The sequence below is a fragment of the Bradyrhizobium sp. 191 genome (assembly GCF_023100985.1).
GTDB classification, from domain to species: Bacteria; Pseudomonadota; Alphaproteobacteria; order Rhizobiales; family Xanthobacteraceae; genus Bradyrhizobium; species Bradyrhizobium diversitatis.
In genome coordinates this window covers 22,958-36,750 of record NZ_CP064692.1, presented here as the reverse complement: position 1 = coordinate 36,750, position 13,793 = coordinate 22,958, and the positions used below count along the sequence as shown (strand labels likewise).

At 65.4% G+C, this 13,793-nt stretch carries 13 protein-coding genes; 5 read left to right on the top strand and 8 right to left on the bottom strand.

Features of this window, described 5'->3' with window-relative positions; all coding sequences use genetic code 11:
- Window positions 1-2: 2 nt before the first annotated feature.
- Together IVB23_RS00170 and eno are read right to left on the bottom strand one after the other, a co-directional pair.
- Window positions 3-1,136 (bottom strand): zinc-binding dehydrogenase, encoded by a 1,134-nt coding sequence (locus IVB23_RS00170; RefSeq protein ID WP_061881830.1) that lies wholly within the window; start codon window positions 1,134-1,136, stop codon window positions 3-5.
- A gap of 37 nt (window positions 1,137-1,173) precedes the next feature.
- Window positions 1,174-2,457 (bottom strand): phosphopyruvate hydratase, encoded by a 1,284-nt coding sequence (gene eno / locus IVB23_RS00165; protein ID WP_197966404.1) that lies wholly within the window; start codon window positions 2,455-2,457, stop codon window positions 1,174-1,176.
- Window positions 2,458-2,631: 174 nt separating this feature from the next.
- Between eno and IVB23_RS00160 the strand changes: the two genes are divergently transcribed.
- A complete protein-coding gene (locus IVB23_RS00160) occupies window positions 2,632-3,609 on the top strand; it encodes a lyase (RefSeq protein ID WP_197966405.1) in 978 nt (325 codons plus the stop codon).
- Window positions 3,610-3,660: 51 nt separating this feature from the next.
- Window positions 3,661-4,113, top strand: coding sequence for a preQ(1) synthase (gene queF, locus IVB23_RS00155; protein ID WP_100230722.1), 453 nt, complete (start codon window positions 3,661-3,663; stop codon window positions 4,111-4,113).
- Here the strand turns inward: queF and glsA are convergent.
- The 4 genes from glsA to IVB23_RS00135 form a co-directional block, all read right to left on the bottom strand.
- The gene (gene glsA, locus IVB23_RS00150) at window positions 4,110-5,984 is read right to left on the bottom strand and encodes a glutaminase A (RefSeq protein WP_197966406.1); all 1,875 of its coding nucleotides are present in this window, start codon (window positions 5,982-5,984) and stop codon (window positions 4,110-4,112) included. The two genes, queF and glsA, sit on opposite strands and share 4 nt — an antisense overlap.
- Window positions 5,985-6,086: 102 nt before the next feature.
- A complete protein-coding gene (locus tag IVB23_RS00145) occupies window positions 6,087-7,292 on the bottom strand; it encodes an MFS transporter (RefSeq protein WP_061881834.1) in 1,206 nt (401 codons plus the stop codon).
- Window positions 7,292-8,140: a 3-deoxy-8-phosphooctulonate synthase gene (kdsA, locus tag IVB23_RS00140; RefSeq protein ID WP_197966408.1), complete on the bottom strand. Its 849-nt coding sequence runs from the start codon at window positions 8,138-8,140 to the stop codon at window positions 7,292-7,294. Before kdsA ends, IVB23_RS00145 begins: the two co-directional genes overlap by 1 nt.
- A gap of 126 nt (window positions 8,141-8,266) precedes the next feature.
- A complete protein-coding gene (locus IVB23_RS00135) occupies window positions 8,267-8,593 on the bottom strand; it encodes an NIPSNAP family protein (RefSeq protein ID WP_061881836.1) in 327 nt (108 codons plus the stop codon).
- Between the two features lie 188 nt (window positions 8,594-8,781).
- Between IVB23_RS00135 and IVB23_RS00130 the strand changes: the two genes are divergently transcribed.
- The 3 genes from IVB23_RS00130 to IVB23_RS00120 all read left to right on the top strand — a co-directional run bounded on the left by IVB23_RS00130 (window position 8,782) and on the right by IVB23_RS00120 (window position 11,603).
- Window positions 8,782-9,456, top strand: a complete 675-nt coding sequence (locus tag IVB23_RS00130) for a response regulator transcription factor (RefSeq protein WP_247802145.1) — start codon at window positions 8,782-8,784, stop codon at window positions 9,454-9,456.
- A complete protein-coding gene (locus IVB23_RS00125) occupies window positions 9,453-10,829 on the top strand; it encodes a HAMP domain-containing sensor histidine kinase (RefSeq protein ID WP_247802144.1) in 1,377 nt (458 codons plus the stop codon). Before IVB23_RS00130 ends, IVB23_RS00125 begins: the two co-directional genes overlap by 4 nt.
- A 111-nt stretch (window positions 10,830-10,940) precedes the next feature.
- Complete coding sequence (locus IVB23_RS00120) at window positions 10,941-11,603, top strand: rRNA adenine N-6-methyltransferase family protein (protein ID WP_247802143.1); 663 nt, start codon at window positions 10,941-10,943, stop codon at window positions 11,601-11,603.
- Between the two features lie 4 nt (window positions 11,604-11,607).
- Here IVB23_RS00120 and IVB23_RS00115 read toward each other — a convergent pair whose 3' ends face one another.
- The gene (locus tag IVB23_RS00115) at window positions 11,608-13,239 is read right to left on the bottom strand and encodes a CTP synthase (RefSeq protein ID WP_131868229.1); all 1,632 of its coding nucleotides are present in this window, start codon (window positions 13,237-13,239) and stop codon (window positions 11,608-11,610) included.
- A 166-nt stretch (window positions 13,240-13,405) separates the two neighbouring features.
- Entirely contained in the window at window positions 13,406-13,789 is a 384-nt protein-coding gene (secG, locus tag IVB23_RS00110) for a preprotein translocase subunit SecG (RefSeq protein ID WP_197966412.1), read from the bottom strand.
- Window positions 13,790-13,793 lie beyond the last annotated feature (4 nt).

Below are 13,793 nucleotides of genomic sequence, written 5' to 3'. Positions count from 1 at the left end.
GATTATTTATTTGGGTTGATGAGGAATTTTTCGCCGGTGGCGCGTTTGGCGTAAATCGCGATGTTGGCGGGATCGAGCACCTCGGGAAGCGACACCACCTTGGTGTAATGACTGGCGAAGGTGGTCTTGAGCTCGGATGCCACGCGCTGGCGCAGGCGCCCGATCTCGGCCGGGCCGATGTTCTGAAGGAACGGCGTGAGCAGCCAACCGCCGACACCCCAGCTCAGCCCGAACGAGCGGTTCAGCTCCGTCGGCCGGGTGTCGAGGCTGCCATAGATGTAGACCTGCTTGTACACGTTGGAGCCGTAACGGCTGTACTCCTTCGCGGTCTTGTTGGCCGCGATTTCCATCGCGGTCAGGATCTGGCTCGCCAGCTTGCCGCCGCCGATCGCATCAAAGGCGATGGTGGCGCCGGTCTCGACCAGCGCGTTGGTGAGGTCGTCCATGAAATCAGGCGCGCTGGAATCCACGACGTGCTTGGCGCCGATCTTGTGAAGGATGTCGGCCTGCTCCTTGCTGCGGACGATGTTGACGAGACCGATGCCGTCCTTGATGCAGATCTTGTTGAGCATCTGGCCGAGATTGGAGGCGGCGGCCGTGTGCACGAGCGCCTTGTGGTTCTCCCGCCGCATCGTCTCGGTCATGCCGAGCGCCGTCAGCGGATTGACGAACCAGGAGGCACCGTCCGCGGCCGTGGTGCCCGCCGGCAGCTCCATGACGTCGCGGACCTTGAGCACGCGGTATTGCGTGTACATCGCACCGCCGATCATCGACACCGTCTTGCCCATCAGCGCCTTCGCCGCGTCCGACGATCCCGTTCCGATCACCGTGCCGGCCCCCTCGTTGCCGACCGGCAGCGACTGATCGAGCCGGGCTGCCATCATCCGCATCGCCGCTTCCGGCATCGTGGCGGTGATGACCGGCATCTCCTTGGTCCCGGAAGCCTTGGCGGCCGACATGTCGGCTGGCCCGATCAGAAGGCCGAGGTCGGAGGGGTTGATCGGCGAGGCTTCGACGCGGACCACGACCTCGTCGTCGGCCGGCTCCGGCGTCGGGATATTGACGAGGGACAATTCAAGCTCGCCGCTCTTCTTCAGCAGCGAACGCAATTGCAGTCCGGTCTTGCTGTCGCTCATGTCGATCCTCCCCTGTCCGTCTTTGCGCGGCGCCAGCTTACGCCAGCGCCTTCAGTGCCGCCCTGCCGCCGTAGAGCGCCTGCTTGCCGAGCTGCTGCTCGATGCGCAGGAGCTGGTTGTATTTGGCGGTGCGATCGGAACGTGCAAGGGAGCCGGTCTTGATCTGGCCGCAATTGGTGGCGACCGCGAGGTCGGCGATGGTGGAATCCTCGGTCTCGCCCGAGCGGTGCGACATCACCGAGGTGTAGCCCGCCTTGTGCGCCATTTCGACGGCGGCGAGCGTCTCGGTCAGCGTGCCGATCTGGTTGACCTTGATCAGGATCGAGTTGGCGCGGCCCGCCTTGATGCCTTCGGCAAGGCGCTTGACGTTGGTGACGAAGAGGTCGTCGCCGACCAGCTGGCACTTCTTGCCGATGAGGTCGGTGAGCTCCTTCCAGCCGTCCATGTCGTCTTCCGACATGCCGTCCTCGATGGTCACAATCGGATAGCGCGAGACCAGGTCTGCAAGATACTTCGCCTGCTCGGAGATCGAGCGGGTCTTGCCCTCGCCTTCATAGACATATTTGCCGTCCTTGAAGAACTCGGTCGAGGCGCAGTCGAGGCCGAGCACGATGTCGGTGCCCGCCTTGAAGCCGGCCTTGCCGATCGCGTTCATGACGAAGTCGAGCGCGGCATCCGCCGACGGCAGGTTCGGCGCGAAGCCACCCTCGTCGCCGACATTGGTGTTGTGGCCGGCTTTCTTCAGCTCCGACTTCAGCGTGTGGAACACCTCAGCGCCGTAACGCAGGCCCTCGGCAAAGCTCGACGCGCCGACCGGCAGGATCATGAATTCCTGGAAGTCGATCGGGTTGTCGGCATGCACGCCGCCGTTGATGATGTTCATCATCGGTACCGGCAACAGGCGCGCGGAGGTGCCGCCGACGTAACGGTAGAGCGGCATGTCCAGCGAGTTCGCGGCGGCCTTGGCGCAGGCGAGCGAGACGCCGAGGATGGCATTGGCGCCCAGCCGGCTCTTGTTCGGCGTGCCGTCGAGGTCGATCATGATCTGGTCGATCTGGGCCTGCTGCTCGACGTCGAGGCCGCTCAGGGCCTCGAAGATCTCGCCGTTGACGGCGCCGACCGCCTTGGAGACGCCCTTGCCGAGATAGCGGGCCTTGTCACCGTCGCGCAGTTCCACGGCCTCGTGGGCGCCGGTGGAGGCTCCCGACGGCACCGCAGCGCGGCCGAGCGCGCCGTCCTCCAGCACGACATCGACCTCGACGGTGGGATTGCCCCGGCTATCGAGGATTTCGCGGCCGATGATGTCGATGATGGCGGTCATGATGTCCACTTCCGTTCGTTAGAGCTGATCGGTGCCGCGGGTCTTACACGGGCCGCAAGCAAATGTGAACGCTTGGAAGAGCCGCTTCGACTGACGCATGAAGCGCCTCGGATTATGTTCGACCGCATCTGGTCCGCGTGCCCAACCTCAATCTGAAACAGTCGGGGTAACGCCATGAATCGCCGCCAGTTTCTTGCTTCGAGCGCCGCGCTGCTCATTGCCCGCCCAGGGTTTGCACAGGAAGCCCCGTTCCGGACAAAATACTATCCCATCAGCCCGGGCATCGGCCTGCATGATCTCACGCCCGCGCCTGATGGCGCGGTTTGGTTCACGGCGCAGGGCAAGGGCCTGCTCGGCAGGCTCGATCCCCGGGATGGCAGTTTCAAGACGGTCAGCCTCGGCCAGGGCGCAGCGCCGCATGGCGTGACCATCGGCCCCGATGGAGCGCCCTGGATCACCGAGGGCGGCCAGAACGCGATCGCGCGGGTCGACCCCACCGGTCTCAAGGTCACGCTGTTCCGCCTGCCGGAAAAGTTCGCCTACGCCAATCTCAACACCGGCGTGTTCGACAAGCAAGGCACCTACTGGTTTACCGGCCAGTCCGGCTATTACGGCCGGCTCGCGCCGAAGACTGGCGAAATGAATGTGTTCAAGGCGCCGAAGGGCATCGGTCCCTACGGCATCACGGTCACGCCGAAAGGCGAGGTCTGGTACGCCTCCCTCGCCGGCAGCCACATCGCGAGGATCGACCTCGCGAGCGGCAATGCGACCGTGGTCGAGCCGCCGACGCCGAACCAGGGTTCGCGGCGGGTCTGGTCGGATTCGAAGGGGCGGATCTGGGTCAGCGAGTGGAATAGCGGCCACGTCTCGGTGCACGATCCCGCCGATGGCTCCTGGAAGACATGGAAGCTGCCGGGCGAGCGTCCCCGCGCTTACGCCGTCTATGTCGACGACAAGGACAAGGTCTGGCTCACGGATTTCTCCGCCAACGCCATCGTGCGCTTTGATCCCACCACCGAGCGGTTCAACGTGTTCGCCAGCGACAAGGCCAACGCCAATGTGCGCCAGCTCGATGGCAGGCCGGGCGAGCTGTGGGGCTGCGAGTCCGGCAACGACCGGATCGTCATGATCCAGACGACCGCGCACGGTTGACGACAGCGGCATTTGCGTCCATCCCGGCACCCGAAACAGGATGTGACGACGATGGCGAAGAAATCCCTCCAGCTCGGCCGGGCGGTCGAGTGGCCGCATACGCCGGAAGAAGCCCAGCTCGACCGCGTGCCCAATCCGCAAAAGGGCACCGATTATCTGGTGCGCTTCACGGTGCCGGAATTCACCTCGCTCTGCCCGGTCACGGGCCAGCCTGACTTCGCGCATCTGATGATCGACTACGCGCCGGGTGCGTGGCTGCTGGAGTCGAAGTCCCTCAAGCTCTACATCGCCAGTTTCCGCAACCACGGCGCGTTCCACGAGGACTGCACCGTGATGATCGGCAAGCGTATCGCCAGCGAGATCAAGCCGAAATGGCTGCGCATCGGAGGCTACTGGTATCCACGCGGCGGCATTCCGATCGACGTGTTCTGGCAGACCGGCCGCGTTCCGAAGGGCCTGTGGGTGCCGGAGCAGGGCGTCGCGCCCTATCGCGGGCGGGGCTAATAGGCACTCAGCAAGTCCACCTTGGCATTCGCCAGCACCAGCCGCCGCGCCAGGATGGCGGCGAGGTTGCGCATGATCTTCAGCGACGTTTCCGGGTGCAGCCGGCGATAATCGGCAAAGCTGTCCAGCGGCAATTCGAGGCAGGTAACGGGTGTGTCGGCGAAGACGTCGGCGCTGCGGCTTTGCTCCAGGATCGCCATCTCGCCGAATTCCATGCCGGGGCCGAGGGAAGCGAGCCGGACGCCGCTCGGCAGCTTCACGCTGACCATGCCGCTCTGGAGAAAGAACAGTGAATTGGCGGGCGCACCGGCAGCGACGATGCGCTGGCCGGCCGCGTAATGCCGCGTGGTCGACAGCTTAACGATGGCGGCGATCTCCTCGGCGTCGAGCTCGGCGAGCAGCGCCTGCTCGTGAAGATGCGCACTCTCCTTCACGTCGGTGAAGCCACCAAAGCGGTAGATCACCTGGTCCTCGGCCCATTCGATGGCGTCGTCGAGCAGCGTGAAGCGCCGCAGCCGACGCAAATCCGCCGCGCGGGCAGAGATCGCGCACCAGACCGCGGAGGTCTCCTCGAGGCCCGACAGAATCGTGGTGACGCCGCCATGACCGAGCGCTGTCAGCGTCTCGCCAAGCAACTCGGTGCCGGCCGCGGTGATGTCGGGCACGCGGCGGAAATCGATGATCAGAAGCGGTGCGCTCGGCGGCTCGCTGCTGAGCCTTCGGGTGACGTAGTCGATAGTGCCGAAATTCATCGCCCCGACCAGCTCGAGCACGCGGATGTCGCTGTGACGCTCGTCGAGGATCTGCTGCTCGTGCGGCTGACGGCTGCGGCGCGAGGAAATACCGTAAATGTCGTAATCCGCCATGATGCTGGTGCGGACATCGGCGTTGCGGTTGAGCATGTGCAGGTCGAACCGCGCCGAGAGCGCCTCGCACACTTTCAGACCACGCACGCTGTTGAAATGATTGTCGAGCAACGGCGAGAAGGTGCCGAGCCCGAGTTGCGAGGGCAGCGCCGCGACGATGCCGCCGCCGACGCCGCTCTTGGCGGGAATGCCGACGCGATAGGTCCACTCGCCGGCATAGTCGTACATGCCCGAGCTCGTCATCACCGACAGCGTGCGCGCAACGATGTGCGGCGTGATCACCTGTGCGCCCGTCACCGGATTGATGCCGCGGTTCGCAAGCGTTGCCGCCATCACCGCCAGATCGCGCGCGGTGACGAGGATGGCGCACTGGCGGAAATAAACGTCGAGCACGGCGTCGACGTCATCCGGCAGCACCGCGTAATTCCGAAGCAGCCAGGCAATGGCGCGGTTGCGATTGCCGGTCGCCGTCTCCGAGGCATGAACGGCCTCATCGACGCCGAGCTGGCGGCCCGCGAACTCGCTGAGCTTGGCCCGGACGCGCTCGAAGGCGCCCTTCCCGTCCACCTCGTAGATCAGGCCCGAGCAGGCGATCGCGCCGGCATTGACCATTGGGTTGAAGGGACGGTTGTCGTTGGTGAGCCGGATCGAATTGAACGCTTCGCCGCTCGGTTCGACCCCGATCGTGGCCGCGACACGCTCTTCGCCGACCATCTCCAACGCCAGCGCAAAGACGAACGCCTTCGACACCGACTGGATCGTGAACGGCACTGCGCTGTCGCCAACCTCATAGACATGGCCGTCGATGGTGACGAGCGCGATGCCGAAATGATCGGGGTTGGCGCGCTTCAGCTCGGGGATGTAGTCGGCAAGGTCGCCGGAATGATCGAGCCTGAACTCCTCGTGGCAATCGGTCAGGAAGCGGCGGAGCGGAGGCCTGGTCGGATACCCGGTCGATCCAGGCGTGCCTGCTGGGCTGGGCAAACGGTCGGGCTGCGCATCCACGGTCCACCTCGATTTGCCCGGATTAAAAGCAATTCGTGTGCCATGCATACGCGACTGACGGTGTCATGGTGAGGCGACAGCCCACTCCAGGGCCCCTGGACGTCAGCGCGCATCCGCCGGCGCGCGCTGCTTGAGCAGTCGGGCGCAGACGAGGCCCAGCACGACCATGATCGCGGCGCTCGCGAACAGCGTCGGCATCTTGCCGGCGTGCTGGAGCCCGAAGCCATAGGCGAGCGGCCCCACGGTCTGCCCCATGAAGAAGAAGAACGAATGCAGCGACAGCGCGGTGGCACGCGCCTCGACCGAAAGCTCGCTGGCAAAGACCTGGAGACAGCCATGGGCGATGTAGAACCCCCAGCCCATCACGACGAGGCTCAGCGCCTGAACCTCCCAGCGCGGACCGAAAGCCACGGCGACGAGCTGCGAGGCCACCAGCGCCATGCCCGCGATCATCATGCCCTTCACGCCCAGCCAAGGCAGCAGGCGCGACACCGTCAGCGTGTAGAACAGGCCGCCGACCGCAAAGCCGGCGATGACGATGCCGGCGATCGACAGCGAGGTCTGGCCGAGCTCGAACAGGAACGAAGCGATGTAGGGAAACAGGCCGAGCACGCAGCAACCTTCGATGAACACCGCCGAGTAGCAGACATAGGCGTTCGGATTGGTGAAGATGGTGCGATAGCCGGCCTTCAGCGCCGACAGGCTCGTCTTCGGCGGATGCTTGACCTTGGCGCCGCGGAAGCCGGCCGCAACGGCGATCGAGGCGACGATCACGAGCGCGCCGAGCACCGCCAGCACCCCACGCCAGCCGAGGAAATCGCCGATCAGGCCGGAAGCCGAGGCGCCAAGCAGATTGCCGGTCATGGCGCCGGCGAGCGTGCGGCTGATCGCGACCTGGCGTTTGTCGGGCCCGACGAGATCGCTTGTGAGGCTCAGCGCCACCGGAAACACGCCGCCGGAGCCGATGCCGGCGAGGATGCGGGTCGCGAATAAAACCGAGAACGAGGACGAGAGCGCGCCGAGGATGTTGGCAAGGCCGAGCAGCGCGAGGCAGCCGATCATCAGCCGCGTCTTCCCGAACAGATCGGCGGCGGCGCCGATGATCGGCTGGATGATCGAGAAGGTAAAAGCGAACACCGCGGCAAAGCCCGCGGCAGTGGCGATGCTGACGCCAAAATCCTCGGCGACGTGCGGCAGCACCGGATCGAGCGCGCGCGCCGACAGCGCTGCGGCGAAGCTTGCGCCTGATATGACGTAGAGCGCTGTCGGCAAGCCGTGATCGTGCGGCCGCGCCTCGCCTTCCTGCATCAGCGCGGATTCTTTGCGAGCGCGTCGAATGCCATCAGCCTGGCGATCAGCGCCTCGAACTCGCGTAGCGGCACCATGTTCGGTCCGTCCGAGGGCGCGCGGTCGGGATCAGGATGGGTCTCGATGAACACGCCGGCAACGCCGACCGCAACGGCCGCGCGTGCGAGCACCGGCACGAATTCGCGCTCGCCGCCCGAGGAGGTCCCCTTCCCGCCGGGCTGCTGCACCGAATGGGTGGCGTCGAAGATCACGGGCGCGCCGGTGGTACGCGCCAGGATCGGCAGCGCGCGCATGTCGGAGACGAGCGTGTTGTAGCCGAAGGACACGCCGCGCTCGGTGACCAGCACGTTGGGATTGTCGGCGCCGGTGATCTTGCTCACCACATTGGCCATGTCCCAGGGTGCCAGGAACTGACCCTTCTTGACGTTGACGACCTTGCCGGTTGCGGCCGCGGCGAGAAGGAGATCGGTCTGGCGGCACAGGAAGGCGGGGATCTGCAAGATGTCCACGGCCTGCGCCACCTCGGCGCATTGCGTGGCCTCGTGCACGTCGGTCAGCACCGGCAGGCCAAGCGCGGATCGGATCTCCGCGAAGATCGGCAGCGACTGGGCGAGACCAAGCCCGCGCGCCGCCGATGCGCTGGTGCGGTTGGCCTTGTCGAAGGAGGTCTTGTAGACGAGGCCGATGTTCAGCCGCGCGGCGATCTCCTTCAGCGCGGAGGCGACCTCCAGCGCATGCTGGCGGCTCTCGAGCTGGCACGGTCCGGCAATGACCGAGATCGGCAGATCATTGCCGAACTTGACCGTGCCAATGGTGACGACCGGCGCCGCTGAATTCGAAGAGCTCAAGACAAATCCCTCGTTTCGGCGCGACCATAGCCCTCACGAAGGTCGGATCAACCCTATTCGGTCCGGGCGGCCCGAATATCAGGGTTGCGCCGGCGCCGCCGGCGCCGCCCTTGCATCGGCAGGTTCCTACTTCACGGCCGAGAAGGCAGTCGGCGTCAGGAGCTGGCTGACGATATTGCCGACGATCTGGCCGTCGGCTTCACTCTCGGCGCGCGCTTTCATCCAGTCCGGATCGGTCATGAACTTGCCCCACTTCGTCTCGCGCTCGGCAAGCGACTCCCAGGCCAGGAAATAGGTCAGCTCCTGGTTCGATTCGCCGATCAGCGTCGTGAAGAACCCGGCCTGCTTGATGCCGTGCTTCTCCCAAAGCTTCAGCGTGACGGTCTCGAACCGCCTCAAGAGCGCCGGCAGGCGGCCGGGCACGCAGCGATAGACGCGCATTTCGTAGATCATTCATGTTCCTCCCTGAACAGGTCCGGCGGTTATAGCGGCTGGCCCCGACGGTGTCTTGAGCCCGGCCCGGCCGCCCCTGTGGCGTTCTGCGCATGGCTTGAGCTTCCGGCGCTGCATCAGACTCCCGCAATGCTGCCGCAATGATCGGGCCGCTAGAAAGGCTCAGTTGCGGTTCAGGTGCCTGTTACATGCGGATTTTGGTCGTCGAGGATGAAGCGGAGATGGCCGGTGCGCTGGCCTCGGCGCTGAAGCGCTACGACATGGTGGTGGACCATGCCCCGACGCTCGCCGAGGCGGAGGAGGCCATTTCCGCCGACGTCCATGCCGCCGTCCTGCTCGACCGCCAGCTTCCCGACGGCGATGGCCTTGCCCTGATCCCAAAGCTCCGCGCGCGCGCCGACGGCGTACCGATCATCGTCCTGACTGCGCGCGGGGAGCTCGCCGACCGCATCGCCGGGCTCGACGGCGGCGCCGACGACTATCTGGCAAAACCGTTTGCAGTCGAGGAGCTGCTGGCGCGGCTGCGCGCAGTGCTGCGGCGGCCCGCCGGCCTCTCCCCCGAAATCATCCGCGCGGGCCGCCTCGCCTTCGATGTCGGCCATCGCGAGGCCAGCATCGACGGCCAGCCGTTCGAGCTGCCGCGCCGCGAGCTCCTGGTGCTGGAAGCCTTGGTTCGTCGCATGGGCCGAACCGTACTGCGCTCGGCGCTGGAAGAGGCGGTCTACAATTTCGACGACGAGATCCAGTCGAACGCGCTCGACACGCATGTCTCGAGGCTGCGGCGAAAGCTCGCGGAAGCCGATGCGGGTATCGAGATCCACGGCATTCGCGGCGTTGGTTATCTGCTCAAGAAGTTGCCATGAGCAAGCACGACGATCCCTATTGCTTGCGCTCGCGGCTGAGCTGGCGCCTGCTCTCGCTTCAGGCCGCGATCCTGGTCGCGCTGGTTGCAATCGTCCTCGCCGGGCTTTGCGCCTCCGGCTTCGTGCTGGCCGAGAGGGACGAGGACCGAGTCATCGATGTCGTCCAGCGCGCGCTCACGCGCGACGCGCAAGGCGGATTGGCTTTGCGGCCGACGGCCGAGCTGAAACAGTTGCGGAGTGAGACGCCAGACCTCTGGTTCCTGGTGCGCGACCGGCTGGGGCGTTCGCTCAGCGAAGGCACCGTGCCGGCCGAATTCGCTACGATCGGCGGTGGTCTCGACCAGATCAGCCAGGCGCGGCTCGGCTGGCAGCTGCTCGAGGACGATCCGCGCAAGCCGGCGGCGCGGCTGAAGCGGGTCGACACCGACGCCGGCAATGTGCAGGTCATCACCGCAACGCAAGGACGTCTCACCGGCGCCAAGGCGCTGTTCACGACCTCACTCGCGTTCCTCGGCATTGCCCTGCCCGGCCTGCTGCTGATGGGAACGGCGACGTTCATCGCAACGCCGATGATCGTGCGGAGCACGTTCAGGGGGCTCGATTCCGCAGCGGACGAGGCACGGCGCATCGATATTCATCAGCGCGGCGCGCGGCTTCCGGTGGAGCGGATCCCGCTGGAGGTGCTGCCGCTCGTGACCGCGATCAACGACGCGCTGGCGCGGCTCGACCAGGGCTATACCCGCCACAGGCGCTTCGTTGCGGATGCGGCGCACGAGCTTCGCACACCGATCGCGATTCTGAACACGCGGCTGGAATCGCTTGCCCCAGGACCGGACAAGACCCGCCTGCTGGAAGATTCCGCACGGCTGGCGACGCTCGCCGACCAGCTGCTCGATATCCAGCGGCTCGACCATTGCTGCCATCCCTTCACCAGCGTCAATCTCGCCGCCGTTGCGCAAAGCGTCGCCGCCGACCTCGCGCCGCTGGCGATTGCCGCCGGCTACGAGCTGGCGCTTGATGCGCCGGCGACACCGGTCGAGACGACCGGCGATGCGGCAGCCCTTGAGCGCGCACTGACCAATCTCGTGCAGAATGCGATCCAGCACGGCCCTCGCCGCGGCGCGATCGGGATTCGCGTCAGCAGGCCCGCGACTATCGAGGTTACCGATGAAGGCCCCGGAATTCCTGCCGATCAGCGCGAACAGATCTTCGAGCCGTTCTATCGGCTGATGCCGCTCGATCGCGGCGCCGGCCTCGGCCTCAACATGGTGCGCGAGATCGTGCAGCTGCATGGCGGCCAAGTCTCCGTAGCGGACGGGCCGGAGGGCGGAGCCTGTTTTCGGATGACGCTGCCGCCGGTCCGACAGAGTTGATTCAATCCGCATTCGCCGCTGAAGCGCAATGCAGTCGCAATGCACCTCCGCAACATTGCATCCGTCTCACCTCTGATCTCAGGAGGTGCAAACCAAGATGCCGGAGTGCGCATGCCCAACGATTTCCTTTCCTTCTTCCTGTCCTGGATGTCGTCCCCGCGTCTGGTCGGCGCAGTCGCACCGTCGGGTGCGGCGCTCGCCGATCTCATCACGCGCGAGATCAGCGCATCGACGGGGCCGATTCTCGAGCTCGGGCCCGGCACCGGCGCATTCACCTACAAGCTGCTCAAACGCGGCGTCCGGCCGCAGGATCTCACGCTGATCGAATACGGCTCCGACTTCATGAAGCTCCTGCAAGTGCGCTTTCCCGGGGCGCGCGTGCTGTGGATGGACGCAGGCCGGCTTGCGAGCGAGCGCCTCTATGACGGCGCCCCTGTCGGCGCGGTCGTGAGCGGCCTGCCGCTGCTCAACATGTCGAGGCGCAAGGTCATCTCGATCCTCGGCGGCGCGTTCAGTTATGTCCGTCCCGGTGGCGCCTTCTACCAGTTCACCTATGGCATGAGCTGCCCGGTGCCGCGGCCCGTGCTCGACCGGCTGGGCCTGCGCGCAAAGCTCGTGGATCGCGCCTTGCTGAACGTGCCGCCGGCCGCGGTCTACAGGCTGACGCGGCGGCCACAGATGAAGTTGATCACGGGATCGCTTGCGCCTCAACCATCGGCGCGGGTCGCGCCGGCGCCGATGCATCACGCGCGCGACCACTCCGCCGCGCGCTGAGCGGTTAGACCAGCCGGCTCTGCACCATCGCCGCCTGAATGAACGAGGCGAACAGCGGATGCGGCTCGAAGGGCCGCGACTTCAGCTCGGGGTGAAACTGGACGCCGATGAACCAGGGGTGATCCTCGTACTCGACGATTTCGGGCAGCACGCCGTCGGGCGAGAGGCCTGAGAATTTCAAGCCGTGCTGCTCGAGGCGATCCTTGTAGGCGGTGTTGACCTCGTAGCGATGGCGGTGGCGCTCGGAGATCTCGGTGGCGCCGCCATAGACCTCAGAGACGCGGCTGCCGCGGTTGAGCGCGGCGGGATAGGCGCCAAGGCGCATCGTGCCGCCGAGATCGCCGGCCTGCGAGCGCTTCTCGAGTTCGTTGCCGCGCAGCCATTCCGTCATCAGGCCGACCAGCGGCTCCTTGGTCGGGCCGAATTCGGTGGAATTGGCGTCCTCGATGCCGACGAGGTTACGCGCGGCCTCGATCACCGCCATCTGCATGCCGAAGCAGATGCCGAAATAGGGAACGTCGCGCTCGCGTGCGAACTGAGCCGCCTTGATCTTTCCTTCCGCGCCACGCTGGCCGAAACCGCCGGGCACCAGGATGCCGTTGACGTGCTCGAGGAACGGCGCCGGATCTTCCTTCTCGAAGATCTCGCTCTCGATCCAGTCGAGATTGACCTTCACCTTGTTGGCGATGCCGCCATGCGAGAGCGCCTCGATCAGCGACTTATACGCATCCTTCATGCCGGTGTACTTGCCGACGATGGCGATGGTGACGTTGCCTTCGGGGTTGCGGATGCGCTCGTTGATCTCTTGCCAGCTGCGCAGCTCCGGCGGAATACGCGAGGCAATGCCGAAGGCGGCGAGCACTTCGTCGTCGAGACCCGCATTGTGATAGGCCTCGGGCACGGCATAGATGTTGTCGACGTCGCGCGCCTCGATCACGGCGCTTTCGCGCACGTTGCAGAACAGCCCGAGCTTGCGCCGCTCTTCCTTCGGGATCTCGCGGTCGGTGCGGCAGAGCAGGATGTCCGGCTGGATACCGATCGAGCGCAGCTCCTTCACCGAGTGCTGCGTCGGCTTGGTTTTGAGCTCGCCGGCGCTCGGGATGTAGGGCAGCAGCGTGAGGTGGATATAGACCGCGTGATCGCGCGGCAGCTCGTTCTTGAGCTGGCGGATCGCCTCGAAGAACGGGAGCCCCTCGATGTCGCCGACGGTGCCGCCGATCTCGACCAGCACAAAGTCGTAATCGTCATTGCCGTCGAGGACGAATTCCTTGATGGCGTTGGTGACGTGCGGAACCACCTGGATGGTCGCGCCGAGATAGTCGCCGCGGCGCTCCTTGGAGATGATGTCCTGGTAGATGCGCCCCGTCGTGATGTTGTCGGCCTTGGTCGCCGGCCGGCCGGTGAAGCGCTCGTAGTGACCGAGATCGAGATCGGTCTCCGCGCCGTCATCGGTCACGAACACTTCGCCGTGCTGGTACGGCGACATCGTTCCGGGATCGAGGTTGAGATAGGGGTCGAGCTTGCGGAGGCGGACCTTGTAGCCCCGGGCCTGCAGCAGGGCACCGAGTGCCGCTGAAGCCAAACCCTTGCCGAGCGAAGAAACCACGCCGCCGGTGATGAATATGTACCGCGCCATGGGACTTAACCTCTAATCCCCTAAATTCGATTCGCCAAAGCGATTCGTATTCCGCCCCAAAAGATTTTGCGGGCTGTGGGTGAGCCAGAACTAACAGTGGTGACAGTGCCTTGATGGGGATTGTTGATGCAGGACGGTAGCGACCGGCCTGCATGGCCCCCCTGCTTTATTGCGAGCGCGGCACCTGCGGACCTGACGGCGCCTGGTTCTGCTGCTCGTCAGCCTTCTTCAGCGAATCCAGGATGCCGCCCGAGGTCGGCGGCGCGATCGGCGATCCGCCGGCCGGCTGGGTCTGCGACGCAGGCGTGCCAATGATCGATGACGGCTTGCGGTCGTAGCCGGCGTACCAGGACAGGAACAGACTGGTGAGAAAGAAACCGACGGCCAGGATCGCGGTGGTCCGCGTCAGAAGGTTCGCGGTACCGCGGCTCGACATGAAGCCGGCGCCCCCGCCCATGCCGAGCCCGCCGCCTTCCGACTTCTGGAGCAGGACGGTGCCGATCATGACGGCGACGATCATGAGGTGGATGACGATGACAACGGTCTGCATAATA

What these genes read in the sequence shown, in the direction of transcription:
- IVB23_RS00160 (WP_197966405.1), top strand. Translation starts at nt 2,632, where the DNA reads ATGAATCGCCGCCAGTTTCTTGCTTCGAGCGCCGCGCTGCTCATTGCC.
- IVB23_RS00115 (WP_131868229.1), bottom strand. Translation starts at nt 13,239, where the DNA reads ATGGCGCGGTACATATTCATCACCGGCGGCGTGGTTTCTTCGCTCGGC.
- IVB23_RS00130 (WP_247802145.1), top strand. Translation starts at nt 8,782, where the DNA reads ATGCGGATTTTGGTCGTCGAGGATGAAGCGGAGATGGCCGGTGCGCTG.
- IVB23_RS00120 (WP_247802143.1), top strand. Translation starts at nt 10,941, where the DNA reads ATGCCCAACGATTTCCTTTCCTTCTTCCTGTCCTGGATGTCGTCCCCG.
- IVB23_RS00170 (WP_061881830.1), bottom strand. Translation starts at nt 1,136, where the DNA reads ATGAGCGACAGCAAGACCGGACTGCAATTGCGTTCGCTGCTGAAGAAG.
- IVB23_RS00145 (WP_061881834.1), bottom strand. Translation starts at nt 7,292, where the DNA reads ATGCAGGAAGGCGAGGCGCGGCCGCACGATCACGGCTTGCCGACAGCG.
- queF (WP_100230722.1), top strand. Translation starts at nt 3,661, where the DNA reads ATGGCGAAGAAATCCCTCCAGCTCGGCCGGGCGGTCGAGTGGCCGCAT.
- IVB23_RS00135 (WP_061881836.1), bottom strand. Translation starts at nt 8,593, where the DNA reads ATGATCTACGAAATGCGCGTCTATCGCTGCGTGCCCGGCCGCCTGCCG.
- secG (WP_197966412.1), bottom strand. Translation starts at nt 13,789, where the DNA reads ATGCAGACCGTTGTCATCGTCATCCACCTCATGATCGTCGCCGTCATG.
- IVB23_RS00125 (WP_247802144.1), top strand. Translation starts at nt 9,453, where the DNA reads ATGAGCAAGCACGACGATCCCTATTGCTTGCGCTCGCGGCTGAGCTGG.
- eno (WP_197966404.1), bottom strand. Translation starts at nt 2,457, where the DNA reads ATGACCGCCATCATCGACATCATCGGCCGCGAAATCCTCGATAGCCGG.